This is a genomic window from Microbacterium sp. 4-7 (assembly GCF_014332665.1).
Classification (GTDB): domain Bacteria; phylum Actinomycetota; class Actinomycetes; order Actinomycetales; family Microbacteriaceae; genus Microbacterium.
Map to the genome: position 1 here is coordinate 232,255 of NZ_MCRH01000003.1, position 26,087 is coordinate 258,341.

A 26,087-nucleotide genomic window follows, 5' to 3' on the forward strand; every position below is an offset into this window, starting at 1 on the left:
GCTGGCAGAGGCAGACGGTCGACCCGAGACGACTGCGGCGACACCCATCGCCGATACGCCGCCCCTCATGAAAACGACGCACCCGACACCGCTTCCTCCGACCGCGCCTGTCGCCGGGGATCCGCTCACTCGCCGCGCGGACATCGACGGTCTGCGCGCGCTCGCCATTCTGCTGGTCGTGGCGTACCACGTGTGGCTGGGGCGCGTCTCGGGCGGCGTCGACGTGTTCCTGATGGTCTCCGCCTTCTTCCTCACCGCGTCGTTCGTGCGACGAGTCGGGTCGGAGCGTCCGCTCGCGCTCGCGTCCTTCTGGTTGCGCCGCTTCCGGCGGCTGCTGCCCGCCGCGGCCGTGACGATCGTCGGCGTCCTCGGCGTCGCGTTCGGGGCGTATCCGCAGACCGAGTGGCCGCGCGTCTGGCGTGAGGCCTGGTCGAGTCTCTTCTACGTCGAGAACTGGACGCTGGCCCTGTCGGAGGTCGACTACTACGCTCGCGACTCCGCGACCCCGAGTCCGTTCCAGCACTTCTGGTCGCTGTCGGTCCAAGGACAGGTCTTCATCCTGTGGCCGCTCATCATCGCCGCGGTCTGGCTGATCCTCCGTCGTCGGCGCCACTTCGTCATCCCCGCACTCGCCGTCGTCTTCGGGACGATCTTCGTCGCCTCGCTCGCATTCTCGGTCGTCGAGACGATGCGCGCCCAGTCCTTCGCCTATTTCGACACCCGCACGCGACTGTGGGAGTTCGCGGCCGGCTCGCTCGTCGCGATCGCTCTCCCGCATGTCCGCGTCCGACCGTCGATCGCCGCACTCCTCGGTTGGGTCGGGATCGTCGGCATCGTCATGTGCGGAATCGTGCTCGACGTGCAGGGCGGATTCCCCGGGTATCTCGCTCTGTGGCCGGTGATCTGCACGGCGCTCGTCATCGTCGCCGGGCGCGACCGCCCGCGTGGCGGCCCCGCGATGATCCTCGAGTCGGCGCCGCTGCGATTCGTCTCCCATGACGCGTACGCGCTCTACCTCGTCCACTGGCCGGTCCTCGTGACCTGGATGATGGTGAGCGGCAGGTCCGAGCCGGGATGGCTGGCCGGCGCCGGTATCGTCCTGGTCTCGTTCGTGCTGGCGCGGATCGTGTCGACGCTCGTGGAGCGCCCGATCCGCGACGCCGCGTTCTTCGATGGCTCCCGCCGTCTCGGCGTCCTCGCACTCGCGGCCTCGGTCCTGCTGGTCGCCGCACCCCTCGCCGCCTGGCAGCTCACGATCCAGCATCGTGCGGCGGCGCTGATGGACAGCGACAGCGGCGGGTATCCGGGTGCCGCCCAGATCGACTCGCCGATCGATCTCGCCGTCACCGATCTTCCGCTGATGCCGCCGGCCACGGCGCTCGATGACGAGTGGGTGGACCTGAACGGCAGCTGCGCGGGAGACCTCGAACCTGTGGAGCCTGCGCTGGAAGGCAGCTGCGCCCAGACCGCGGCAGCGGCGGCCTCCGACGCCTGGCGAGTGCTCGTGATGGGGGATTCGCACGCACAGCAGCTCATGTCGCCTCTCGCCGTTCTCGCCGATCAGCAGGGATGGGGCCTCGTCGCTCTGCTGAAGGGAGGGTGCGCCATCGGCATCGGAGCTCCGACCTGGTCGGCGGCGGGTACACCCTGCGACGAGTGGCGCGCCGCGGCGATCGAGTATGCGATGAGGGTCCAGCCGGATGCGGTCTACCTGGTCGCGACCCGGGCGACGCCCTCGTCTCCCGAGGTTCTCGTCGAGGGGATCCGCGAGATCGCGGAGGAGCTCACGGCGAACGGCATCCAGGTGATCGCCGTGCGCGACAATCCTCGCTTCGATTTCGACATGTACGAGTGCGTGTCGGAGGATTCGGAGGTCGTTCCGGGTGCCGACGCCGCATCGTGCGACGTGCCCGAACTCGCCTTCGTCGACGGAGAGGATTTCGACGATCTCACGGCGGCTGACGGGGTGATCGCGGTGGACTTCCGACCCTGGCTGTGTCCTGAGGGCGTGTGCAGGGGCTCGATCGGCAACGTCGCCGTCTACATCGACGACAATCACCTCTCCGACTCGTATGGGCGCACGCTCGCCCCGATGCTCCAGCAGATGCTAGACATGGGAGGGCGTGTCGGCACCGAGGCGGGCTGACAGGTAGCGCCGAGTGCGCTGCAGGTAGAGTTGTCTGCTGTGTGCCGCGCGACGCCGTGCGGATGTCAGCCTTGTGGGCAGAAAGCAGCAACATGGATCTTCTTGTCGTCGGGTCGGGCTTCTTCGGCCTCACCATCGCAGAACGCGCCGCCGATGCAGGCCGCAAGGTGACGGTCATCGACCGTCGCCACCACATCGGCGGGAACGCCTACAGCGAGGCCGAGCCCGAGACGGGCATCGAGGTCCACCGCTACGGCGCGCATCTGTTCCACACCTCCAACGCCACGGTGTGGGAGTACGTCAACCGTTTCACGAGCTTCACGAACTACGTGCACCGCGTGTACACGACGCACAAGGGCACCGTGTTCCCGATGCCGGTCAACCTCGGCACGATCAACCAGTTCTTCCAGTCGGCCTATACGCCCGACCAGGCACGGGCCCTCGTGCGCGAGCAGGCGGGGGAGTTCGACGTCAAGACGGCGTCCAACTTCGAGGAGAAGGGCATCGCGCTCGTCGGCCGCCCCCTGTTCGAGGCGTTCTTCCGCGACTACACCGCGAAGCAGTGGCAGACGGATCCGCAGAAGCTGTCCGGCGACATCATCAGCCGCCTGCCTGTGCGATACACCTACGACAACCGCTACTTCAACGACACGTGGGAGGGGCTGCCGACGGACGGCTACACCGCGTGGATCGAGCGGATGGCCGATCACCCCAACATCGAGGTGAAGCTGAACGTCGACTTCTTCGATGAGGCGCAGCCCCTGAACAAGAAGGCGACGGTCGGACAGCTGCCCATCGTCTACACGGGCCCCGTGGACCGCTACTTCGATTACACGGCGGGTGCCCTCAGCTGGCGCACGCTCGACTTCGAGCAGGAGGTGCTGAACATCGGCGACTTCCAGGGCACCAGCGTGATGAACTACCCCGACATGGACGTGCCGTACACGCGCATCCACGAGTTCAAGCACTTCCACCCGGAGCGCAAGGACGTCTACGAGTCGGACAAGACGGTCATCATGCGGGAGTTCTCTCGCTTCGCGAACCGCGAGGACGAGCCGTACTACCCGGTGAACACCCCGACGGACCGTGACGGCCTGCTCGCCTATCGCGAGCTCACGAGGGGCGAGAAGGACGTGCACTTCGGCGGACGCCTCGGCACGTACCAGTACCTCGACATGCACATGGCCATCGGCTCGGCGCTGTCGCTGTGGAACAACTCGCTCTCGTAGACTCGACACCGTGAGTCACGCTGCTGTCGGGGCGCCCGGGACGCCCCGGCGCTATCTGCATTCTCTGTGGTTGTTGTCGGCCAGAGACCTCAAGGTGCGGTACTCGACGAGCCTGCTCGGCTATCTGTGGTCGGTGCTCGATCCGCTCGTCATGAGCGTGATCTACTGGTTCGTCTTCACGCAGATCTTCAACCGCGACGTCGGCGAGGACCCGTACATCGTGTTCCTCATCAGCGCTCTGCTGCCCTGGGTGTGGTTCAACACGTCGGTCACGGACTTCACGCGCGCGTTCAAGAAGGATGCGCGGCTCGTACGATCCACCGCGATCCCGCGCTCGATCTGGGTCAACCGCATCGTGTTGAGCAAGGGAATCGAGTTCCTCTTCTCGCTGCCTGTGCTCGCTGCCTTCGTGATCATCAACCTGCTGGTCGAGCAGGATCCGGCGCACACGGTGCAGGTGGGCTGGGGAGTCCTCTGGGTGCCGGTCGCGGTGTTCCTCCAGACCGTCCTCCTCGTGGGACTCGGCCTGCTGGTCGCTCCGCTCTGCGTCCTCTTCGTCGACCTCGAACGGACGACCGCATTGATCCTCCGAGCCATGTTCTACGCGACGCCGATCATCTACAACGTCACCGACCTCCCCGGCATCTTCCAGACGCTCGGTGCATTCAATCCTCTCGCAGGGATCTTCATGCTCTATCGGATGCCGTTCTTCCCCGACCAGTGGAACCCCTTCACACTGCTGGTCAGCGTGGGCATGACCCTGGTGATCCTGGCCCTCGGCGTGTGGACGTTCCGCTCCCTCGAGCGCTCCGTGCTGAAGGAGCTGGGATGACCGTCGCGATCGAGGCCAAGGATCTCGGTGTCCGCTTCCGTCGGAACCGCCGTGGAAGCCGAAACTTCAAGGACCTGTTCGCGGGTGCGTCGCGTCGCTCGCGTCCGGGCGAGTTCTGGGCGCTGCGCGATGTCTCGTTCACGGTGCAGCAAGGAGAATCGATCGGCGTCGTCGGGCGCAACGGCCAGGGGAAGTCCACGCTTCTCCGTCTCGTCGCCAAGGTGCTGCTCCCCGACGAGGGATCGGTGACCGTGCACGGCGGGGTCGCTCCGCTGATCGAGATCACGGGTGGATTCGTGGGGGACCTGACCGTGCGGGAGAACGTCGCTCTGACGGCGGGCCTGCATGGCATGTCGCGAGACGAGGTGGCGCGACGATACGACGACATCATCGCCTTCGCCGAACTCGCCGGATTCGAGGACACTCCCTACAAGCACCTGTCGAACGGGATGAAGGTGCGGCTGGCGTTCTCCGTCGTCTCGCAGCTCGATGAGCCGATCCTGTTGGTCGACGAGGTGCTGGCGGTCGGAGACAAGGCTTTCCGGGAGAAGTGCTACAAGCGCATCGACGAGCTGCTCGCCGAGGGGCGCACCCTTTTCTTCGTGAGTCACCACGAGCGCGACCTCCGCCGTTTCTGCACCCGCGGTCTTTATCTCGACAAGGGCGGGCTCGTGCTCGACGGGCCGATCGCGGACGTCCTCGATCGCTACAACGCCGACTACAACCGCGGCTGAGCGGGATTCGCCGGCGATCTCCCGGTCATTCCCCGAGCTTCTTCTGTTCGACGTGCGCGTTGAACGCGGCGAGCTCGGGATGCGCGTCGAGCACCGCCACGATCCCGGTCGCGTCCAGCGACGCGGCACCGTGCTCTTCGATCAGCTTGCGGATGACCGTCAGGTCCTCCGGAGTGTCCAGCGTCACCCGATAGCGCGAGGCATCGACGTCCTGCGTGATCGAGTGGATGTTCGCCCGCGGTGACCCGCCCGCGTAGAGATAAGGGGTGACGTGCTCGCGCTCCGCCGGCTCGGTGGCGTTCCTGTCGGCGTCGGCGAGAGCGGCCGCGGAGAACACCTCGAAGTCGAAGCCTCGCGGGTACGTGCGCTGGAGGACGTTGGAGACATGAGCGCGAGGATCGTCCAGCGCGATGAATCGACGGACGCCTTCGAGGACCACGGCGGGATCGATCAGCGGGCAGTCCGACGTCACTCGGACGACGACATCCAACTCGGCGGAGGAAGCCGCCCCCGCGAACCGATTCAGCACATCGGTCTCGCTGCCGCGGAACACGTCGATGCCGCGTGCGTGCCCGAGCGCGGCGAGAGGGTCGTCTGCGGCGTTCGTGGTGGTGGCGAGCACGATCGGCAGATCGGTGGCGGCGAGCCTGTCGAGGTGGTGGTCGAGCATGGAGCGGCCGCCGGCCGGGATCAGCACCTTCCCCGGAAGACGGGTGCTGGTCATCCGCGCCTGCGTGATGATCCCGATCCGCGTCAACGCAGAGCCCTGAGGAGCGACTCGACGACCTGGTCGACCTGGTCGTCGGTGAGCTCGGGGTGGATGGGGAGCGAGAGCTCCTCGGCGTAGAAGGCCTCCGCGTTCGGGCACATTCCGCGGCGATAACCGGCGTCCGCGTACACGGGGTGCCAGTACACGGGCATGTAGTTGACCTGCACCCCGATGCCGTCCGCGCGCATCCGGTCGAAGACCGTCCGACGGCGTCCGTCGAGGATGCGCACCGGATAGAGATGCCGGATCAGCTCGACGTCGTCACGCTGGATCGGAGTACGGACCCCGTCGACGCCTGCGAGAGCCGCGTCGTAGCGCCGCGTGATCTCGGCGCGTCGCCGCCGGAACGAGTCGAGCCGCGCCAGCTGGGCGATCCCGAGTGCACAGGCGATGTCGTCGAGGCGATAGTTGAACCCGAACTCGTGGACTTCCTGATGCCACGCGCCTTCCGTCGTCATCGCGAAGCGATCGGCATCCCGCACCAGCCCGATGAAGTGGAACTCATGGGCGCGCTGGGCGATCTTCGGATCCTTGGCGACGAGCGCACCGCCCTCGCCGGTCGTGAGGTTCTTCGTCGGGAAGAACGAGAACGTCGTCAGGTCCGCGAGATCGCCGACCGGCCGACCCCGGTAGGTGCTGCCGATCGAATGGGCGGCGTCGTCGAGGACGAGCGCGTCCACACGCGCCGCGATCTCTGTCAGTCTGTCGTAGTCGGCGGGGTGCCCCGCATAGTCCACGGCGGCGATCACCTTGGTGCGTTCATCGACGAGGGCGTCGACCGCGTCCGGGTCGATGAGCGCTGTGTCCTCCTCGACGTCTGCGAAGACGATGTCGGCCCCGAGGACCGACGCCATCGAGGTCGTGGCGATGAAGGTCATCGGAGTCGAGATCACGGTGTCTCCGTGCGTGACCCCCGCAGCCGCGTACGCCATGTGCAGCGCCGCCGTGCCCGAGGTCGCGGTGACCGCCCGGTGCCCGCCGGCGATCTCGCCGAGTCGCGCTTCGAATGCGGCCACTGCCGGGCCGGTCGTGAGCCAGTCGCCACGGAGCACCTCGACGACGGCCTGGATGTCCTCCTCGGAGATCGACTGCCGTCCGTAGGGCAGCATCGTCAGATCCCCGCCTCGATGATCTCGGAGATCTCCTGCTGCGAGTACCACTGATCGTTGCTGTCCGACCGGTATGCGAAGCCCTCCGGCACGGGTACGGCTCCGGCGGGCATCTGATAGCCCCAGGACGCGAGGTCGGGCTGGATGATGAAGTACTTCCCATCGCTGACCGTGACGGCGCGACGGCCCTCTTCCGGGCTGATCATCTCCTCGTGGAGCTTCTCGCCCGGGCGCAGGCCCACATCGACGAGTTCCGCTCCCGGCACGACGGCGTGGGCGAGATCGGTGACCTTCATCGACGGGATCCGCGGAACGAGGAGCTCGCCGCCCTGCATGAGCTCGAACGTGTCGATCACCATCTCGACTGCCTGGGGGAGTGTGATGAAGAACCGCGTGCATCGAAGATCAGTGATGGGAAGCGGCTTTCCCTCGGCACCCAGGCGGGAGAAGAAGGGGATGACCGAGCCGCGGGATCCCATGACGTTGCCGTAGCGGACCACCGCGAACCGCGTGTCGTACGCGGCTGCGTAGTGATTGCCGGTGATGAAGAGCTTGTCGGCCGTGAGCTTGGTCGCACCGTAGAGGTTGATCGGACTCGAGGCCTTGTCCGTCGACAGCGCGACGACGCGCTTCACACCGGCGTCGATCGACGCCTCGATCACGTTCTGGCTGCCGAGGATGTTCGTCTTCACGAACTCGAACGGGTTGTACTCGGCCGTGTCCACCTGCTTGAGGGCAGCGGCGTGAACGACGTAGTCGACGCCGTGCAGCGCGCGAGCGAGTCGCCTCTCGTCGCGGATGTCGCCGATGAACCACCGGAGTCGAGGGTCGTCGCCGAACTGCTGCCGCACCTCGTACTGCTTGAGTTCGTCGCGCGAGAAGATGACGAGACGCCGGGGATTGATGTGGGTCAGGGCGTGACGTATGAACGCCTTGCCGAACGACCCGGTGCCGCCAGTGATGAGGATGCTCGCGCCCTCGAGAACCGACACTCTGTCTCCTCAGCGTTGTCGTGATGGCACGGATGCTCGGGTTGTTCCATGCCCGGCCTATCCTATCGGGTGGGCGCAGCCGCGCCCCCGAGGAGAGGGACGTGTGATGAGCGGGCGACGGGTCCTCCTGCACTGCAATGCCGGTGTCGAGGCGGGCATGGGGCACCTCATGCGCACTCTCACCATCGCCCGCGAGGCGCGGGACCGGGGGTGGACGGCGTCGGTGTTCGGCGATGTGGATGCGGTCGGTGCGGAGGTCCTGCGCCGGATGGATCCGGAACTCGAGCTGCTCACCGTGGACGGCGCCGCGGCGAGCCTCGGCGACTTCGCGGAGCTCGGGCGGGACGCCGACGTGATCCACCTGGACACCTATCGCGAAGTCCCCGACCTCTCGTCCCTCGCAGTGCTGCTCAGCAACATGCAGGATGGTCCGTTCGGTGTGCGCGACGCCGATCTGGCCATCGATGCCAATCTGGCGTCCGAGCGCACCTTCGCGAGTCCTGAACGCAGCCGGAGTCATCTGGCCGGCATCGACGCGGCTGTCGTACGCGCTCAGGTGCTCGCTCAGCGCGACGCCCTGAGAACGGCGGCGGCAGCGCCTCGCGTGCTGATCGTGATGGGCGGCACGGACCCTCACGGCGTGACCGCGCGCGTCGTCGCCGCGTTCGATCGCGTTCCTTCTCCGGTGGAGATCACGGTGATCGACCCCCGGCGGCGTCCCGACGTGCTGTCCGCGGCGGGGTCCTCGCGTCATGCCGTCCAGGTCCTCGGCTTCGTCGAGGACCTCCCCGCGATCGCCGCGTCCCACGACCTGGCCGTGACAGCTGCCGGCACCTCGGTCTGGGACTTCGCGTGCATGGGTCTTCCCATGGCGCTCGTCTGCGTGGCGGACAACCAGCGGGTCGGCTACCGTCAGGTCGTCGAACAGGGGCTCGCGGTGGGCCTCGGGGAGCCGCCCCATCACGGACTCGAGGAGAGGATCGGCGCGCTCGCCGATCTCCTGGCTTCTCCGGCATCGCTCGCCCGGACGGCCGCCGAGCTGAAGCGGACCGTCGACGGACTCGGGAGCTGGCGGATCGTGGCGTCCTGGGAACAGCTGCTGACGACCCGCCCTTCCGTCGAGCCTCCCTCCGGACTCGTCGCCCGTGCGGCGAACGTCGACGACGGGCGGAGACTGTTCGAGTGGCGCAACGACCCGGAGGTCCGCTCCGGCTCGCGCTCACGCGGCGAGATCGACTGGAGATCGCACACCGATTGGCTCGCGCGAAGCCTGCGGAACCCCGACCGGCGACTCCTGATCGTCGAGTCCGACGGAGTGCCGGTCGCCACCTGCCGATGGGACCGACGGTCGGCCGACGAGTGGGAGATCTCGATCACGGTCGCACCCGAGAGCCGTGGCCGCGGGCTGGCGGCATCGGTGCTCCAGGCCGCGGAGCGAGCCCTCGCCGCACAGCCGCCGGTGCGCATGGTGGCCACCGTGCACGGCGACAACGTCGCATCACGACGATTGTTCGAGCGCGCCGGCTATCTGCCGTACCTGCCTGCCGACGATGACGGCTTCCTCGCCCTCGCCCGGTGGCGGCTCACGTAGGACTCGCGGTCTAGAGCGCATCCCAGGTCAGCGGGGTGCCGCGTTCGACGTCTCGCGTGAACGTGCGTCCGCTCACCAGGGCGAAGTCATCGGGGCGGAGTCCGCCGGCGGGGCGGATCGACCGCACGTTCTCGGGTCCCACGGTGTCGCCCGCTCGGACGTCGGTGACGACGAACAGCGAACGGCGAAGGGCGAGCACCGCTTCTTCCTGAGCGGTCGGTCCGAAGGACACACCGCTCGCGGATGCGACGCGCGCCTGTTCGGAGGCCACGACGAGAGCGCTGAACTCGTCGGGTGTGAGAGAGAAGTCCGCGTCGACGCCGCCGTCCGTTCGGTCGAGCGTGACGTGCTTCTCGATCACGACCGCGCCGAGGGCCGCAGCGGCGACCGCGACCCCGATCCCGAGCGTGTGGTCCGAGAGTCCCACCGGCACGTCGAAGGCGTCTCGGAGCGCCGCGATGTTGCCCAGTCGCGCCTCTTCGGGAACCGCGGGGTAGGCCGCTGTGCAGGCCAGCAGCACGAGCTGGGTGCCTCCGGCACCGCGGATGGCGGTCACCGCCGCATCGATCTCCGAGAGCGTCGCCATGCCGGTCGACACGATCATCGGCTTACCGGTGCGGGCGACCTCCCGGAGGAGCGGGATGTCGACGATCTCAGCGGATGCCGTCTTGTAGATCTCGACCCCCAGCTCTTCGAGGAACGAGACCGAGCTCGGATCGAAGGGCGTCGAGAAGGGGATGAGTCCGTGGCTGCGCGCGCGATCGAAGATCGGCGCATGCCACTCCCACGGCGTGTGAGCCTCCTGGTAGAGGGAATAGAGGTTCCTGCCGCCCCAGAGCCCGTGGTCGCTCGCGACCCGGAAGGCGGGCTTGTCGGAGTCGATCGTGAGCGTGTCGGCGGTGTAAGTCTGGATCTTGAGAGCGTCGGCGCCGGTGGCGGCGACCGCGTCGACGATCGCGAGCGCCCGATCGATGTCGCCGTTGTGGTTTCCCGACATCTCAGCGATCGTGAACACGGGGGAGCCGGTGCCGATGCTCGCCGTGGAGAGCGGGATGGTCTGCGAAGAAGTCACGCCGACAACTCTAGACGCGTCCTCTCCGTGACTCGCCGCCCCGCCGATGGGACAGCCGCCGCGGTGCCCTAAGCTGAGGTCTCATGGGGCGTGTGACGGATCTTGTCGGTGATGACAGGGCGATTGCCGGAGAGGTCGACTTCTACGACCGACTTCGTCCGCTCGTCACGGCATACGGACGAGCGGATACCGCTCGTCGGATCGCCGTCGTCGGAAATCAGCCGCTCGAGCCGTCCGACGAGCGCGCCGCGATGATCGACACGGCTGACATCGTGTTCCGAGTCAACGGCTTCCGTGTCGACGACGTCGACGGCATGCCGTCGGTGGGTCGGCGCGCCGACGTCGTCGTGTTCAATCGCGGTGTGCGTCCGACGCCCTGGTTCTTCGAGGGCTACTCCGAGCGCCTCTACCTGATGATCGAACCCGGGCGCCTGCTCTGGGAGAACCCGAAGCTCCCGGCCTTCTGGCCCGCGGATCTCGGAATCGTGACGATGCCGAACCGCGAGGTGGTGCTGCCACTCGGCGAGGCGATGGGAGCCGATCCGCGCAGCGGTGGCCAGTGGGCGACGACGGGGACGGTGATGCTCTGGATCGCCACCCGCCTGTTCCCGGACGCCGCGGTCGATGCAGCCGGATTCTCCTTCGTCGACGCGCCGGATCAGACATCATGGAACCACGCCTACGGAGACCCCTCGGCGGTCGGAGCAGAGCACCGGATCGACCTGGAGTCGGCGCTCGTGCGGCGCTGGATCGACTCCGGCCGCGTCACGTATCACCGCTGAATCCCACAGACCATCGACAATCACCCGAATGATTGAGGACTGAATGCTGAACCGACTCCGTCGCAGACTCGACGCCGTCGTCGAACGCCGTGTAGACGCGAGAGTGGACGCCCGCATGGGGCGTGCTCTCGCGCAGGTCGAACACGCGCAGCGCGACTACGAGGCACGCCTCGCGGGAACCCAGGCCGACTTCTCTTACATCAGATCCGAGTTCGATCGCATCGCTCCTCAGGTCGCCGCGCTCGAGCAGCGGTTCGAGTGGCTGCGCGTGCGCCTCGATGTGGCTGATCTGGAAGCCGACGAGGCGCTCAGCCGCGCCCAGTCGGAGCACGAGCGTGCGCGACTGCGCCTCGAACTCGCGGCGCACTACGAGGAGCGCCTGCGCCGCCTCGAGTCCGACGGCGACTGAGCCGAACGGATCGGGCCGCCGCCGCGGGGTCAGAGCCCGACGAGGCCTCGAAGCTGATTCGCAGCCGAGCGTGCGCCGTCGACGCTCGGCTGCATCCCTGCGGCCGCGTCGGAGTGCAGCGAGCTGAGCGCCTGGTCGTACTCGCTCAGCGCGCTGCCCCAGGCGGATTCGATGGATGAGGGCGGAGCGCTCTCGCCGAGCCGCTGCGCGTCGGCCTGGAGGCTCTCGATGACCTCGGTCGCGTCCTGTCCACTGGACTCGCTGACGATCTGCAGTCCTGTCAGCGCATCATCGAGCCAGCCCTGAACCTGTCCGCGGAAGGCGTCGACCGAGGGGTCAGCGACGGGGGGCGGGGTCGTGATCGGTGTCATCGTCGGCGCGGGCTCCGCCGTCGGCTGAGGGGTCTCGGTCTGCGTCGGCGACGCTGACGCTGACGGGGACGGTGATGTCGATGCCGACGCGGAAGGGGAGGGCGAGCCGCTGGCTCCCGGAGTCGGGGTCTCGCCCCGCGGGAGGAGGAAGAACAGCAGCACGCCCACGATGACGAGCACGGCGACGACGAGCCCGACGATGAGCCAGACACGACCACGATTGCTCGGCTTCGGCTCCAGTGGCGCCCAGCGGAGTTCCGGCTGCGGTTCGTCGGTCATGCGATCAGTCCTCCAGAGCGGGCATGGGCGTCCAGGAGCGATCGCGGCCGAGCTTGCCGCCCTCCTTGAGTCCCCGGAACAGATTGCTCGTCCCTCGCACCGTGCGCTCGACGAACAGGAGCCGGATGAGCTCCTTCGCGAACGTCATCGACGTCCCGAGCCCGAACAGCACCGGGTTGTAGTTGCGGTGAACGCGGTAGTACTGCTTGATGTACGCCCGGTTGCGCATGATGTAGAACCGGTAGGCGTTGCTCGAGGCGTTCATGTGGCGGATGCCCATGTCCCACTGCTTGATCTCGCGAGTGCGTCGCAGGACGAATTCATCGACGATCACCGCAGTGGTCTTGCGCGAGGCGAGCCATCCGTACATCTGGTCATCCCAGTAGATGAAGAAGCGGTGGTCGGGCAGACCGATCTGCTTCACGATGGACCGATGGATGAACATGCCTTCGAAGCATCCGCTGTTCATCTCCTTGTAGCCCGACGCATCGAACCCGGACGGCGCGAACGGGATCGGGATGCCCATGCGCTCGGCGATCCGGTACTGCCAGTAGAACTCGCTGCCGTCGTAGTCGTACCGGCGGCCCTGGATGCTCTTGAACCGCGGGGCCCACTTGCCCATCTTCGCCAGGCCGTCGGTCACGACCTCGACGTCGTCGTCCATCATCCAGATCCACTCCGAACCCAGCTCGTACGCCGTGCGCATGCCTTCGCTGAAGCCGCCCGACCCGCCGGTGTTCGTCTCGAGGCGTCGGTAGATGATCTCGGTGCCGAGCCGAGGACGGAAGGAGTCGACGACCTCGGTGGTGTCGTCGGACGAGGCGTTGTCGATGATCACGACGTGGCCCGGCTTCGGGTCCATCGCCGTGATGCTCTCGAGGAGGCCGGTCAGGAGGTGAGACCGGTTGTACGTGACGATGACGATCGTCGCGGAGGCCGGGTCGAAGGGGGCGTGAGTCACGAGGTGAAATCTCCGGAGGCTCGGGGCCCGCAGGGCGCCGCGAGCAGATCCACCCTACCCGGAGCAGTTCGGAATCCGCCGAGGGCGCGGCGCGGAGGTCAGCGTTCGGGACGCAGCGTCGGGATCGCTCCTGTGTGCGCGGCGTCGATGTTCTCCCGCCACGACCTCGTCTGGCCGGCCCGCAGCGCACAGAGCACGAGCATGAACCAGCCCGCGCCGACGATCGTGAAGCTCTCGAACATCGACTCGACGGCGAGTGTGACGAGCATGAGCGGGGTCCAGGCGTAGACCACCGAACGTCGAGCGCTCGCGACGAGCCAGGACCGGACGGTGGCGATGCCGCCGAACAGGAGGAAGAGCACGAGGCCGGCGGCGCCCAGCTGCAGCAGGACGTCGAAGTACGCGTTCAGCGCGCTCTGGTGGTGGTCGTCGAGCAGGAAGTTGATGTACGTGAACGGGAACTCTCCGCGGGCCCACGCGCCGTACCAGCCCCACCCCTCGACCGGCTTGAGAGCGACGAAATCGAGGATCGTGTTCCACAGGGTCGCTCTGATCGAGAAGTCCGAACCGGCATCGAGCAGCGCGATGATCACATGGCGCAGTGCGAACGCGGCGGCGAGGGCGAGAGCGACGAGGACACCGAGCACCCACTGCACGATGGTCCGTCGCTCGGGCGGGGTGTGGCGGACGATCGCGAGCGCGACGGCGACGACGCCGACTGCGGCCGCGAGCACGAGCACGGTGGGGGAGGAGGAGAAGAAGGCCAGCAGCGCCGCGAGCGCGATCGAGGGGATCGCGATGCGAGCGGTCAGCGACTGCGACCGCCACTCCACCACGAAAGTGATGAGTGCGATCACGGTGACGAAACCGAGCATGTTCCTGCTGCCGAAGATCCCCTGCACGGGTCCGCCGACGGCCAGGTCTCCCTGGATGCCGAGGAAGAGGAAGGGCGTGTCGAGCAGCACGCCGGAGAGGAGCTCCAGGCCCAGCGACACGAGGAGGAGGAACCTCAGCGAGTCGCCCAGGGCGCGGACGGTCTGGAGGGTGTCGCGGATGTGGCCGACGGTGATCGCCAGGAAGGCGAAGCCGAAGAGCTCCATCCACCCGAACGCGGTGTCGGATTTGTCGGTCGTCCACACGATGCTGACGGCGGCCCACGCCAGGAAGGCCAGCAGCGACGACGGGGCGATGCGCAGCAGCGACAGCTCCTCCCTGCGCACCCACAGGATCCAGGCGCCGACGACGCAGAGGACGGCGATGATCGTCGCGAGGGTGACCGATGAGGCGATGTGCTCGATCGCGAACGACGAGAAGACCGCTGTGAGGACCGCGATCGTGTACGCGCGGGCGAACTCGGCCGAGCCGAGCAGATCGCTCAGACGACGTTCGGGCGTCACGGAACCCGCCGGCTTCGCTCGCCGCGCTCGATCACACGCTCGCGTTCACCGACGCCGACCAGGGGCACGACCTTGATCTTGAACGAGAGCAGGACCAGCAGCATCCAGCCCCAGAGCATGATCGGGGTCGATTCCGTCAGACCCTGCACGAGCAGCACGACCGTGAAGAGGCTCGGAAGCAGAGTGATCGCCGAATAGTCGCGGTCCGACCTCAGATCCCAGCGAGGGCGGTCGATGGCGAAGAACCACGAACGCCAGAGCAGGCTGAGATAGGCGAGAGCCATGAGGACGACCCCCACCACGCCCAGCTGCATCAGCACGTCGAGCCACATGTTGTGCGCGTGGAACACGGTGATGCCGTGATCCTCGATCCATCCGGCGAAGGCAGGATCGAAGGGGACCCAGGGACTCGAGAACCCGTTGCCGAAGATCGGATGCTCCGCGGCACGCGCGAGGACCTTGTCCCAGATCTTGTCGGAGCGCCCGGTGAGGTCTGCGCTGCGACCGATGAGGGCGAACAGGGATTCACGCAGGAGCCAGACGGCGGATCCGATGACCACGGCGCCGCCGATGAACAGCACATACAGTCGGGTTCGTGCGCCCGGAGACGTCGCGCGGCGCATCAGCAGGGCGACGACCAGGACTGCGGCGGCAGCGGCGGCGCACACGTATGCCGTCGCGGATCCGGCCCGGACGAGGAAGTATCCCGCGAGGAGGGCCCAGAGCGCGAGAGTGGTGCGCCAGCGCGTGCGCGCGGCGAACAGCACGCCGAAGGTGAGGATCGCGAACAGGCAGACGATGGCGAGCACGTTCGAATTGCCCACGATGCCCTGGATCCGTCCGCCGTCGACGAGGTTGCCGCGAACCCAGTACCAGTGGGCGTTGGTCTCGCCGTCCGGCCGCACGAAGAAGTTCGGCAGGATCGGAGCGTGGACGACAAGGGCGACCCACAGTTCGAGCGCGAGGGACAGGCCGAGGATCCACTTGAACGCGGAAGCGAGCGCCCGCACGATCTCGTGCCAGGTCAGCACGTGGACGATGAAGAGCGCGTTCACCGTGACGGTGGCGAGCAGGACCCAGGTGATGATGGTCGCTCCGCGCCACTGAGACCACGCGACCGAGAGCAGGGCCAGCGTGGTGTATGCGACGGCGGCCCAGGGCAGGCGACGCCACGCGAACGCGGCAGGTCGCCGACGGGCGATCATCGGAACGCCGATGGAGAGCGTCGCGATCAGGAACACGAGGAGGGTGATGAATGCGCCGATCTCGCCCACGAGGTTGTACACCGCCGAGTGCGCGAAGGTCGCGAACAGCACCAGGCCGATGTACCCGCGCAGCAGAAGATGCCCCGTGGACTCGCGCTCGGGAGCGGCGGGCGGGGCGGCGACCGGGTGCTTCGTGTATTGCGCCATCGCGTTCAGGCTACCGCGCGGAAGTCGGGAGTCACCGATGGGACCGTCGTGGCACGGTGGGTTCCCTGCCAATAGCCTGGTGGCATGCTGCTCAGTCTCTCGAATGCACCCCGTGACTACGCGTGGGGATCCCCGACGCTCCTGGCCGACCTGGAAGGCCGCACCCCCACGGGTGCGCCTGAGGCGGAGGTGTGGTTCGGCGACCACCCGGGAGACCCGTCCGACGTGCAGGGCGGCGGGACGCTGGACGCCGTCACGGGCGGTGCTCTGCCGTACCTGCTCAAGCTCCTCGCGGCCGCATCGCCCCTGTCCATCCAGGTGCACCCGACCGTCGAGCAGGCGAGAGCCGGGTGGGCGAGGGAATCGACGCTCGACGCCACGGACCCGACTCGCAACTACCGCGATGACAACCACAAGCCCGAGCTGATCGTCGCCCTGAGCGAACGGTTCGAATCTCTGAGCGGGCTGCGCCCCGTCGGCGACACCCTGGGCCTGTTGGGGGAGTTGAAGCAGAGCGCCGGGGTCGAGGAACTCGCTGATCGTCTCCGCGGTGAGGGCGACGTCCTGCGCGACACGATCGGCTGGCTGCTGTCCGGCGATGCGCGGTCCGTGGTCGACGACGTCGTCGCCTCGGTGAGCGCGGCCGCAGCCTCGGCGTCGGGCGAATGGGCCGAGACGCTCCGCGGTGTGGCGGCGATCGCGGAGACCTATCCGGGAGACCCCGGTGTGGTCGTCGCGCTGCTCATGAACCACGTGGTGCTTCGCAGGGGCGAGGGAATCTTCCTGCGGGCCGGGCTCCTGCACGCCTACATCGCCGGTCTCGGGGTGGAGATCATGGCGGCGAGCGACAACGTCCTGCGCGGCGGTCTCACGCCCAAGCGCATCGATGTGGCCGAGCTGCTCTCGGTCCTCGACACGACGACCGGCGAGGTGCCGGTGCTGCGCCCGACGACGGATGGTGCGATCACCGAGTACCCGGTGCCCGTCGCGGACTTCTCGCTGAGAAAGGTCGAACTCGACGGCCAGGACGTCGTCATCGACGTGGACGGACCGACGATGGTCCTCGCGACGTCCGGTCGCGTCAGGGTGGGCGGTGCGGACGGAGCAGTGCTCGATGTTCCGGTCGGCACCGTCGCGTTCGCGTCCGCCGACGAGGTTCGATTGACCGTCGGCGGCCAGGGCGAGGCGTTCGTCGCATCGCCCGGCGATCTCGCCTCCGGCCGCTGACTCCTCGGGCGGACGTGCGACACGCCGTACGGAGGTCAAGAACCTTCAAGACCGGATTGAGGGTTTACGATCCGCGACTTGACCGATGGGAATGACACGGGTGTAATTAGTTGAGCACGGCCCGCCGAGGGGGCGGAATTTAGGGGTTGGAGAGCGAGATGACGGGTTACCGTTCAGACGTACCGGAGAACTGGTTCGTCGATCCGATCAACCTCGGTGTTCCCGGGGTTCGCAAGGTCGAGACCGACGATGACAATGCTCTCGCATGGCAGAGCGATGCACTGTGCTCGCAGACTGATCCTGAGGCCTTCTTCCCCGAGAAGGGCGGATCGACCCGCGACGCCAAGAGGATCTGCACGTCCTGCGATGTCCGCGGCGAGTGCCTCGAGTACGCGCTCAACAACGACGAGCGCTTCGGAATCTGGGGCGGTCTCTCCGAGCGCGAGCGCCGCAAGCTCAAGCGTCGCGCGAGCTGACCCGGCAGTGATTCGTCCGCGTTCATAGCTTCGCGGCCACGCCGGGTCGGGTCAGCCCCCGATTCCTGTCGCACGCATAGGCTGACCACGTCATGCCAGCCCGAGTTCACGCAATCATCGTCGCGCGCCCCGGTTCCTCCGCCCGCGCGCAGCTGCTCCGCACACTCGATGCGTTGCGCTCCCAGACGACGCCCGCAGCCGCCATCACCCTGGTGATGTGCGGCGACGCGGCGTCGGCTCGCGAGAGCGAGGCGGTGACCAGCACAGTCGAGGGCATCATCCAGGCGCGCGGCAACACCTCATTCGCGGATGCCGTCGAACTCGCCAGACCCCGCATCCTCGAGGGCAGCGCCGTCTGGCTGCTCGCACAGGACACCGCTCCGCACCCGCGAGCGCTCGAGCGCCTGATCGGCACTCTCGAACGATCTCCGTCGGCGGCGATCGTGGCGCCCAAGCTCGTGCAGACCGACAACGACCGCGAGATCGTCTCTCTGGGCGTCAGCATGACGACTCTGGGGCGCTCGGTGGAGCTGGCCGGCGGCGAGCTCGACCAAGGACAGCACGATGCCAGCGACGACGCGCTCGGTGCGGACATCCGCGGCATGCTGATCCGCGGCGAGGTCCGCGATGCGCTGCGTCCGGATCCGGCGCTCGCGGGAGCCGACCTGGGTCTCGACCTCGGAGTCCGTGCCCGCCTCGGTGGCGGACGTGTCGTGCTCGCGCCCTCGGCGCGCGTATCCGTGTCACCGGACGGACCAGGGACACCTCCGACCGCGCGGGGCAGGCGCGCGTTCGCGACCAGACTCGCCCAGCTGCACCGCCGCCTCGCTTATGCCCCGGCGATCTCCGTCCCGCTGCACTGGCTCACTCTGCTTCCTCTCGCGCTCTGGCGATCCATGGCCGACCTGATCGGCAAGCGACCGGAGGCCGTCGCGCCCGAGTGGGCGGCTGCGGTGACGGCGATGTTCCGCTTCGGCGCGATCGCGCGGTCTCGTTCTCGCATCCGCTCCTTCCGCACCTCGAGCTGGTCGAGCATCGCCCCGCTGCGTGTGAGCAGCTCCGATCTTCGTCGTCGGCTGGATGACGGCCACGGCAGCGAGGGCGGAGCGGTCAGTGAGCTCCGGTTCTTCTCGGGCGGCGGCGCCTGGGCGGTGCTGGGCGCCCTCGTCGTCAGCATCGCGACCTTCACCACGATCCTCGCGTGGCCCGTGCTCGGTGGCGGTGCGCTGCTTCCGCTGCGGTCGACGGTGGGTGCGCTGTGGAATGACGCCGCCTGGGGGCTGCGCGGTCTCGGAGTCGACGTCGTCGGCCCCGCGGACCCCTTCTCCGGAGTGCTCGCTGTGCTCGGCTCTCTCTGGCCGGCCGCCCCGTCGTTCTCCCTCGTGCTCCTCTGGGTGCTGGCGCTGCCCCTCGCCGTGCTCGGCGGCTGGTTCGCGGCCACGCGAGTGACCGATCGTGCGGGTCTGCGCATCTTCGCCGGAATCGTGTGGGCGCTCGCTCCCACCTTCCTCACCGCGCTCGTCGACGGTCGCCCCGCCGCTGTGCTGGTGCACCTCCTCCTGCCCTGGCTCTTCCACGCAGGGGCGGTGGCCCATCGTTCGTGGGGCGCGGCAGGTGCAGCATCGCTCCTCTTCGCCGCGGTCACGGCATGTGCGCCCTCGCTCGCCCCGGCACTCCTCCTGCTGTGGGTCGTGGCGCTCGGCATCACCCTCGCCGGCGCTCGTATCCGCGGAGCCGTCCGCCTGGTCTGGGTGCCGATTCCCGCCGTCGCCCTCTTCGCGCCGCTCGTGGTCTGGCAGCTGAGCCGCGGAGACATCCTCGCGGTGCTCGCGGATCCCGGCTCGATCTGGGCCGGTCCGCAGGCAGCGGCCGATGCCGCAGGCAGACTCGCGTTGGCCAGCGGATTCCCCAGCGGTGACATGGCCGGGTGGGCGACGTGGCTCGGCCTCGAGCTCGCGCCGTGGGTGGGGGTGCTGCTCGCCCCGCTCGCGCTCCTCGCTCTCGCATCAGCGGTCGCCCCGCGCTGGCGAGCCGGAATCACTCTTCTGCTCGTCGCGCTCTGCGGCCTGGCCACCGCGTTCTTGGCCGTGGGAGTCGCCGTGTCCTTCGCCCAAGGGACTCCCGTCGCCATCTGGCCGGGTTCGGGTCTCAGCCTCGCGTGGATCGGCGTCACCGGAGCCGCCCTCGTGACGCTCGACACCGCGGTGACCATGCCACGGGTCCGGGTGCTCAGCGCGGCGGTCGCCGGTCTTGCGATCGCCGTGTGCGCTGTTCCTGCCCTGGCCGCGGTCCACGCGGACGAGTCAGAGCTCCGAGACGGTCCCGCATCGACGCTGCCGGCGTATGTCGCAGCGCAGGCGGGTGCCGACCGTCAGATCGGAACCCTCGTGCTCACCCCGCAGAACGACGGCGGCCTGGCGACCGAGGTGGCGTGGGGCGGAAGCGAGACGCTGAGCGCCCAGACGACGATCCTCTCGACAGCGACGGAGCTGCGCGGCTCCGACCTCACGACGCTCGCGGTCGATCTGCTCTCGGCCAGGGACTTCGATGCGGCTGATGAGCTGGCTCGGACGGGGATCTCGTACGTCCTGCTCGCACAGGTCTCGGGTGAGGAGTCGGACCGTGCTCGCTCTCTGCGCACGGCCGCGGTGACATCGCTCGACCAGCGGGCTGGTTTCGTCCAGGCCGGCTCGACCGACCGTGGTGTGCTCTACAGGCTCGAGGCCGACGCCTCGCCACGGGCTCCGCTCTCGACCGCTCAGCAGGCGACAGCGCGCCTCGTGATCACGGTCCAGCTCGTGCTCGTGCTCGCGGCGCTGCTGCTGTCCGTGCCGACACGTGCGTCGCGGCGAGCAGCCCGCGCCCGCTCGCGCATCGTCGGACGAGCACCGGAAGAGCCGCTCGTGCTGCCTCGGCACCCCGAGGACCGCGACGGCGCCGCAGAACCGCACGGCGATCCCGAGGTCAGTGAGACCGGCGCAACAGCCGACGCCGCGCCCTCGGACGGGCCCGAGCCGGATGCGGCAGTCGAGGCCCAGCCGTCGACCGAACAGGGTGAGGAGGAGCGGCGATGACCCGCAACCGCGCATTCCGGGTGGCGGCGACCGGCGCTCGAGTCCTGACAGGCGCCGTCGTCGCAGGAGCGTGCGTCGTCGGTGTCGTCGTCGGCATCACCGCGCCGTGGCCGACTGTCTCGCACGAGCCCGCTCAGGCGCAGGTGGCGCCCCTTCCGGGTGACACCGTTCTCGTCTGCAACGGTGACCTTCGCGCTGTCGGTCGAGATCCCTCCAACCCGCTCGAGATGGTGTCGGCGGCGTCTCCCCAAGTGACCTCCGAGGGGTCGTCCGGGCGACCGGAGTCGAGTCCCCTGCCTGCGAAGGACCTCGCCGACGGCGGATCCGCGCAACGCCTCGTGGGCCCTGTCGAGGGACGCCAGGCGCCGCTGCTCGGCGCCACGGAGTCGGTCAGCGTGCAGGAGGCGGACCTGTTCGGTCTCGCCGCGGCGCCCTGCCGCCCTGCGGGCATCGAGTCGTGGCTCGTCGGCGGAACGGTCGCCACCGGGACCGAGGACCTGATCGTTCTCACGAACCCCGGGGTCGTGCCCTCCACTGTTTCTCTCGGCGTGTTCGGGTCTGCGCGGGCGTCCAGCACCGTGATCGTCCCCGCGGAGTCTCAGGTCGCGCTCGCGCTGTCATCGATCGCCGCCGGATCGGACTTCCCGATCGTCAAGGTGACCGCGACAGGGTCGCCCGTGCGCGCTGTACTGCAGTCGTCGCTCACCCGGACCCTCGATCCCTCGGGCATCGACCTGCAGGATGCGGTTCCCGCTGCGCAGCGTCAGCCGGTGCTCCCGGGCATCCAGGTCTTCGAGAACCAGGGCGACAACGCAGACATGGCGGTTCTGCGGCTGATGTCACCCGAGGTCGATTCCCAGGCCGTCGTGACGGTCAGAGAGGTCGGTGCGTCCACGATCGCCGACGAGTTCACCGTTCCGCTCACCGCCGACGCACCCACCGAGCTGTCGCTCTCCGCGCTGTCGCCGGGTGACTACACGATGAGCATCGAATCGGACAACCCTGTGCTCGCCGCGGTGCGGCAGCAGGATGTCGCCGGGCCGCAGGACGATTTCGCCTGGGTCACGCCGGCGCCGGAGCTCGAGGATGACGTGTACGTCGCCGTTCCTGCCGGGCCGACGCCTCGCCTCGTGCTCGCCAACGACGAGGATTCCGATGCGACGGTGCAGGTCGCATCGACATCGGGCGGAGAGCCCGTCGAGGTCACTGTCCCCGCCCACTCGTCGGCGTCGGTCGATGTGACGCCGCGCACGGTGTACGCGCTGTCGACCTCGGCGCCGGTGCATGCCTCCGTCACGATGAGCGCGCCCGGAGCGCTCGCGGTCTGGCCGGTATGGCCGGCTGCGGGAGCGCAGCAGAGCATCACCGTCTACCCGTGACCTGCGGACCGGCGAGGACAGTCTCTGAGCTCAGTGCTCGTGGCCGCCGAGGTCCCAGGGCTCGCGGCCGACGTACTCGGCCGCAGCTCTGAACACGGCGCTCTCGATCGCCATCCTGCGGTGGGCGGAGTCGTCGTGCCCCGGCGGCAGCAGCCGTTCGATGGGAAGCCGGAAGAGCACGATGCGCGCCTTCTCGTGATCGAGGTACCAGCGCGGGACCTCGTCTGCGGCCTCGAACGCGGGCATGGCGCCGATCTCGAACCGCACCTCCTGCAGTTCGGGCCAGGTTCCTCGAAGGAACTCCACCGCAGTGCCGACGGTCAGATCGAACCGGTCGATGCGCCCGTCGAGAGGGGCGAGTGGAGGGCGCACGACCTCGCTGCGTCCGAGCCGACCGTGGCGCCCGTGCCTGGCCCCGCGGCGGGGTGCGTCAGAGGTGCGGGAGCGACGGGGCATAGCGAAAGTCTAGGCCGAGTCCGACGGGCGCGGCGGCGCGGCATCCGCTCATCCGATGAACCTCGACGTAGCCTGGCGTGAATGGACGGAAGACTCTGCTCGAAGGTCGGCTGCGCGCGCGAGGCCGTGGCCACTCTCACCTACGACTACGGCGATCAGATGGCCGCGCTCGGGCCCCTGGGGATGGCGCGCCACCCGAACGCGCATGATCTGTGCGCACAGCATGCGGACCGCCTGTCCGTTCCTGCGGGATGGCTCGTCGTCCGGCACGAGGCGCTTCGCGCCTGATATACCGTCCGCATCGCCGACGGGGACACGCCGCCTCGGGGCGGGTGGGTCATCGACGCATGCCGATACGCTGACCGCGGATGCGCCAGGGCGGCGCCGCCGGAAAGGCAGCCGTGATCGTCTGGCGACGCTGGATCTTCCCTCTTCTTCTCGTTCTCGTCTTCGGCGCGTGCGCCGCGGCTCTCGTGAAGATCGCGTTCTTCCCGGACGCCACAGAGGCGATGGTCAGCCCGGAGTCGTCGATCGTCGATCCCGTCATCCCGGTCGAACGGGGCTCGGTGGTGAACGCTCTCACCCTGAGCGGCAACGTCGCACGCGATGACGCGTTCCCGGTGCGGTCGGAGATCACCGGAACGGTCATCGCGGTGCATGTCCCCGACGGGGCGACCGTCGCGGCGGGGCAAAAGCTCTTCACGATCAGGCAGGACGAGCCCAAGAAGGATGTGGACGTCGTCGCGCCGGAGGCCGGCGACGTCTCGGAGATCGCTCTCGTGAAGGGTCAGGCGACATCCACCGGAACCGAGATCTTCACGCTCACGCCCGCGCGCTACCACCTGCTCGCGACCGTCGAGCCGGTCCAGCTGTACCGCCTGGTGAATGCGCCGGCCGACGCATCGGTGACGATCACCGGGGGGCCCGCGCCGTTCGTGTGCACAGGAGTGCGGGTGCAGGTGAGCGCCGAGGGCACAGCGAGCGTGCGATGCGCGGTGCCCGGTGACCAGGTCGTCTTCGCCGGTCTGCCGGCGACGATGGATCTGGCGCTCGGGCAGGTGGACGACGCCCTGGTGGTGCCGGTCACCGCTGTGCAGGGTGGCGCGGGCACGGGCAACGTCTGGGTCGATGCCGGCGACGGCGCTGAACCGGAAGAGCGAGCGGTCGAGCTCGGCGTGAACGACGGGGCCATGGTCGAGGTGGTCTCCGGCCTCGAAGAGGGGGAGTCGATCCGCCAGTTCGTCCCCGGCTTCGTCGCCCCGGTCGAGGAGGTCTGCTATGAGGTGGCTCCCGGAGTCGAGCAGTGCGACAGCGGGGTCAGCTGGTGACTCTCGTCGCGCTGAGCGATGTGACGAAGAGCGTGCGGCTCGCTGACGACTCGGAGCTGGAGATCCTGCGAGGGATCACGCTCGAGGTCAGTGCGGGCGATCACGTCTCGATCGTCGGCAGGTCGGGCTCCGGGAAGTCGACGCTGCTCAACATCCTCGGGATGCTCGACGCTCCGACCACCGGCTCCGTGTCGTTCGAGGATCGCGAAGTGCGTCGGATGCGGTCGGGGCGGCTGGACCGGCTGCGCGGCGACAACGTCGGCTTCGTGTTCCAACAGTTCAATCTGCTCCCGGGGCGCACCGCGCTCGACAATGTGATGATGCCACTCGGCCATGCGCGCGGTCGGCTGTTCTGGAACAGGAGGCAGATCGCCGCTGACATGCTCGAGAGAGTCGGCCTCGGTCATCGCATCGAGCAGGTCGCCGATCGACTCTCGGGAGGAGAGCAGCAGCGGGTCGCGATCGCGAGGGCCCTCGTGCGCAGGCCCGTGCTGATCCTCGCGGACGAGCCGACCGGCGCACTCGACATCGACACGGGCGCGTCCGTCATGTCGCTGCTCGACGAGGTCGCGACCGAGACCGACGCGGCGCTCGTGACCATCACGCACGACCTCCATGTGGCCGCCCGTGCCCGACGGCACTACCGACTCGACGCCGGGGTCCTCGAGCCTGCGGATCTCAGCCGCGCCTTCGAAGCCTCGACCCTCGCGGCGTCCGTTCCCTCCGCATCCGTTCCCTCTTCATCCGTCCCGTCCGCATCCGCACCGGCGGCTGCGTCCACCGGGGCCGAGATGCCGACACCCGACAGCATGCCGGCCATGCCGTACTCGCGTCGCGGAGCCGCGTCATGACCGGCATCCTCGGAGCGCTGTCGGATGCGTGGGCGGAGATCCGCGTCCACAAGCTGCGTGTGCTGCTCAGCCTGATCGGCATCGCGGTCTCGGTGGCAGCCCTCACCGGGGTCGTCGCCGTCTCGGAATATCAGCGTCAGTTCCAGGCGGAGCAGTCGGATCGCTGGGGAGGCAGGGCGGCGACCCTGGTCGTCACGATCAGCAGCGACGACGGGGCGCCGGTCGACTTCGACGCCTTCGATGAGAGGTTCACGCGCGTCACCGAGCGGTTCGAGTTCAGCCACACGGCCCGGATCGCGCAGGGCATGGTCGTTCCGGTGCAGCTGCCGGACGGCATCGTCGATGTCAACTCACGATTGATCGATCCGCTCTACTCCGAGATCCACCGCGAGCAGCTGCTCGTGGGCCGATGGATGCGGGATGCGGATGCCGACGCACTCTCCCCGCCCGTCGTGATCACGGAGGCGCTGTGGGATCGCATCGGTCGCACGCCCGTCGCGGAGCATCCGATTCTCACGCTCGCGGGGCCTGCGGGTGGCACTTATCAGGTCGTGGGTGTCGTGCCTCGCCAGGGGTTCGGAGACGAGGAGCTTCGGGTCGATATCCTCTACGACGCGTATCGTGCCCGCGTCGATGCTCTGCCGGAGAGCGCCTGGCCGCAGTACGAGGTCTGGCTCGAGCAGGAGCAGGTCGACGAGATCGCACCGGTGCTCGCCATGGATCTTCGCGCAGGGCTCCCGGACGGGCAGACGGTGTCGGTCAGCCGGTCGGACTGGGCCGCCCAGCCCGGTGCGCTGGATGCGCAGGCGACGTTCGAGATGGTCACCGGCGGCATCGCTGCCGTGATCCTCGCGCTGGGAGCTCTGAGTCTGATCAACATCCAGCTCGTCGCGATGCGGCAGCGAGTGCGTGAGATCGGCGTGCGTCGCGCATTCGGCGCCACCTCGGGCCGGGTCTTCTTCTCGGTCTTCCTCGAGAGCCTCGTCGCGACGACGGTGGCGGGGCTCGTCGGCATCGCGATCGTCGTCGCGGTGCTCCGTTCGGACTGGGTCGTCACCTCGCTGTTCTACGGGATCCAGGACGTTCCGCCGTTCCCGATGCGCGCGGCCTTCGTGGGGCTCGCCGCGTCGATCCTGGTGGGCGCCGTCGCCGGCTTCATCCCTGCACTGGTCGCCCTTCGCGTCAAGGTGATCGACGCGATCCGATTCTGA

General features: G+C 68.3%; 24 protein-coding genes. 15 read left to right on the forward strand and 9 right to left on the reverse strand.

Translation table 11 applies throughout. The features are described from left to right. Window positions 1-67: 67 nt before the first annotated feature. From BEP68_RS05175 to BEP68_RS05190, 4 genes are all read left to right on the forward strand, one after another. Window positions 68-2,146: an acyltransferase family protein gene (locus BEP68_RS05175; RefSeq protein ID WP_187249424.1), complete on the forward strand. Its 2,079-nt coding sequence runs from the start codon at window positions 68-70 to the stop codon at window positions 2,144-2,146. Window positions 2,147-2,238: 92 nt separating this feature from the next. Further along, window positions 2,239-3,375 (forward strand): UDP-galactopyranose mutase, encoded by a 1,137-nt coding sequence (gene glf / locus BEP68_RS05180; RefSeq protein ID WP_072591042.1) that lies wholly within the window; start codon window positions 2,239-2,241, stop codon window positions 3,373-3,375. 10 nt (window positions 3,376-3,385) lie between these two features. After that, entirely contained in the window at window positions 3,386-4,207 is an 822-nt protein-coding gene (locus BEP68_RS05185) for an ABC transporter permease (RefSeq protein ID WP_056278189.1), read from the forward strand. Then, on the forward strand, window positions 4,204-4,941 hold the full coding sequence (locus tag BEP68_RS05190) for an ABC transporter ATP-binding protein (RefSeq protein WP_056278192.1): 738 nt from the start codon (window positions 4,204-4,206) through the stop codon (window positions 4,939-4,941). The genes BEP68_RS05185 and BEP68_RS05190 overlap by 4 nt, the downstream gene beginning before the upstream one ends. Window positions 4,942-4,966: 25 nt before the next feature. Here BEP68_RS05190 and BEP68_RS05195 read toward each other — a convergent pair whose 3' ends face one another. Genes BEP68_RS05195 through pseB form a run of 3 tightly spaced genes read right to left on the reverse strand, consistent with a single transcriptional unit; the run spans window position 4,967 to window position 7,811 of the window. Then, window positions 4,967-5,809, reverse strand: a complete 843-nt coding sequence (locus BEP68_RS05195) for a glycosyltransferase family protein (RefSeq protein WP_315985272.1) — start codon at window positions 5,807-5,809, stop codon at window positions 4,967-4,969. Further along, the gene (locus BEP68_RS05200; protein ID WP_056278194.1) at window positions 5,695-6,819 is read right to left on the reverse strand and encodes a DegT/DnrJ/EryC1/StrS family aminotransferase; all 1,125 of its coding nucleotides are present in this window, start codon (window positions 6,817-6,819) and stop codon (window positions 5,695-5,697) included. Before BEP68_RS05200 ends, BEP68_RS05195 begins: the two co-directional genes overlap by 115 nt. Window positions 6,820-6,821: 2 nt before the next feature. Beyond that, entirely contained in the window at window positions 6,822-7,811 is a 990-nt protein-coding gene (gene pseB / locus BEP68_RS05205; protein WP_056278197.1) for a UDP-N-acetylglucosamine 4,6-dehydratase (inverting), read from the reverse strand. 106 nt (window positions 7,812-7,917) lie between these two features. Between pseB and BEP68_RS05210 the strand changes: the two genes are divergently transcribed. Continuing rightward, window positions 7,918-9,402 carry a bifunctional UDP-2,4-diacetamido-2,4,6-trideoxy-beta-L-altropyranose hydrolase/GNAT family N-acetyltransferase gene (locus BEP68_RS05210; protein ID WP_187249426.1) on the forward strand — a complete coding sequence of 495 codons (1,485 nt, stop codon included), beginning with the start codon at window positions 7,918-7,920 and terminating at the stop codon, window positions 9,400-9,402. Window positions 9,403-9,412: 10 nt separating this feature from the next. Here BEP68_RS05210 and pseI read toward each other — a convergent pair whose 3' ends face one another. Beyond that, window positions 9,413-10,474, reverse strand: coding sequence for a pseudaminic acid synthase (gene pseI / locus BEP68_RS05215; protein WP_072591045.1), 1,062 nt, complete (start codon window positions 10,472-10,474; stop codon window positions 9,413-9,415). A 92-nt stretch (window positions 10,475-10,566) separates the two neighbouring features. Here pseI and BEP68_RS05220 point away from each other — a divergent pair, with 92 nt between their 5' ends. Continuing rightward, window positions 10,567-11,256, forward strand: coding sequence for a glycosyltransferase family 29 protein (locus BEP68_RS05220; protein WP_222839161.1), 690 nt, complete (start codon window positions 10,567-10,569; stop codon window positions 11,254-11,256). Between the two features lie 43 nt (window positions 11,257-11,299). Next, window positions 11,300-11,665 (forward strand): hypothetical protein, encoded by a 366-nt coding sequence (locus BEP68_RS05225; RefSeq protein ID WP_187249427.1) that lies wholly within the window; start codon window positions 11,300-11,302, stop codon window positions 11,663-11,665. Between the two features lie 29 nt (window positions 11,666-11,694). Here the strand turns inward: BEP68_RS05225 and BEP68_RS05230 are convergent, their stop codons facing one another. The 4 genes from BEP68_RS05230 to BEP68_RS05245 all read right to left on the reverse strand — a co-directional run bounded on the left by BEP68_RS05230 (window position 11,695) and on the right by BEP68_RS05245 (window position 16,085). Continuing rightward, complete coding sequence (locus BEP68_RS05230) at window positions 11,695-12,315, reverse strand: hypothetical protein (RefSeq protein ID WP_187249428.1); 621 nt, start codon at window positions 12,313-12,315, stop codon at window positions 11,695-11,697. A 4-nt stretch (window positions 12,316-12,319) separates the two neighbouring features. Beyond that, window positions 12,320-13,276, reverse strand: a complete 957-nt coding sequence (locus tag BEP68_RS05235) for a glycosyltransferase family 2 protein (protein ID WP_053095647.1) — start codon at window positions 13,274-13,276, stop codon at window positions 12,320-12,322. 98 nt (window positions 13,277-13,374) lie between these two features. After that, entirely contained in the window at window positions 13,375-14,673 is a 1,299-nt protein-coding gene (locus BEP68_RS05240; RefSeq protein ID WP_053095648.1) for an O-antigen ligase family protein, read from the reverse strand. Continuing rightward, a complete protein-coding gene (locus BEP68_RS05245) occupies window positions 14,670-16,085 on the reverse strand; it encodes an O-antigen ligase family protein (RefSeq protein WP_187249429.1) in 1,416 nt (471 codons plus the stop codon). Before BEP68_RS05245 ends, BEP68_RS05240 begins: the two co-directional genes overlap by 4 nt. An 84-nt stretch (window positions 16,086-16,169) precedes the next feature. Here BEP68_RS05245 and manA point away from each other — a divergent pair, with 84 nt between their 5' ends. The 4 genes from manA (at window position 16,170) to BEP68_RS05265 (ending at window position 22,241) form a co-directional block, all read left to right on the forward strand. Further along, window positions 16,170-17,312, forward strand: a complete 1,143-nt coding sequence (gene manA, locus BEP68_RS05250) for a mannose-6-phosphate isomerase, class I (RefSeq protein WP_187249430.1) — start codon at window positions 16,170-16,172, stop codon at window positions 17,310-17,312. A 158-nt stretch (window positions 17,313-17,470) separates the two neighbouring features. Further along, window positions 17,471-17,788: a WhiB family transcriptional regulator gene (locus BEP68_RS18150; RefSeq protein ID WP_072591048.1), complete on the forward strand. Its 318-nt coding sequence runs from the start codon at window positions 17,471-17,473 to the stop codon at window positions 17,786-17,788. 92 nt (window positions 17,789-17,880) lie between these two features. Further along, a complete protein-coding gene (locus tag BEP68_RS05260) occupies window positions 17,881-20,862 on the forward strand; it encodes a glycosyltransferase (protein WP_187249431.1) in 2,982 nt (993 codons plus the stop codon). Further along, window positions 20,859-22,241, forward strand: a complete 1,383-nt coding sequence (locus BEP68_RS05265) for a DUF5719 family protein (protein ID WP_072591049.1) — start codon at window positions 20,859-20,861, stop codon at window positions 22,239-22,241. The genes BEP68_RS05260 and BEP68_RS05265 overlap by 4 nt, the downstream gene beginning before the upstream one ends. Before the next feature lie 30 nt (window positions 22,242-22,271). Here the strand turns inward: BEP68_RS05265 and BEP68_RS05270 are convergent, their stop codons facing one another. After that, window positions 22,272-22,613 (reverse strand): metallopeptidase family protein, encoded by a 342-nt coding sequence (locus BEP68_RS05270; protein WP_053095652.1) that lies wholly within the window; start codon window positions 22,611-22,613, stop codon window positions 22,272-22,274. Window positions 22,614-22,778: 165 nt separating this feature from the next. Here BEP68_RS05270 and BEP68_RS05275 point away from each other — a divergent pair, with 165 nt between their 5' ends. The 4 genes from BEP68_RS05275 to BEP68_RS05290 all read left to right on the forward strand — a co-directional run bounded on the left by BEP68_RS05275 (window position 22,779) and on the right by BEP68_RS05290 (window position 26,087). Then, window positions 22,779-22,985, forward strand: coding sequence for a DUF3499 family protein (locus tag BEP68_RS05275; RefSeq protein ID WP_053095653.1), 207 nt, complete (start codon window positions 22,779-22,781; stop codon window positions 22,983-22,985). Window positions 22,986-23,065: 80 nt separating this feature from the next. Continuing rightward, complete coding sequence (locus BEP68_RS05280) at window positions 23,066-24,025, forward strand: efflux RND transporter periplasmic adaptor subunit (RefSeq protein WP_222839162.1); 960 nt, start codon at window positions 23,066-23,068, stop codon at window positions 24,023-24,025. Then, on the forward strand, window positions 24,022-24,876 hold the full coding sequence (locus BEP68_RS05285) for an ABC transporter ATP-binding protein (protein ID WP_187249432.1): 855 nt from the start codon (window positions 24,022-24,024) through the stop codon (window positions 24,874-24,876). Before BEP68_RS05280 ends, BEP68_RS05285 begins: the two co-directional genes overlap by 4 nt. Beyond that, window positions 24,873-26,087, forward strand: coding sequence for an ABC transporter permease (locus BEP68_RS05290; protein WP_187249433.1), 1,215 nt, complete (start codon window positions 24,873-24,875; stop codon window positions 26,085-26,087). Before BEP68_RS05285 ends, BEP68_RS05290 begins: the two co-directional genes overlap by 4 nt.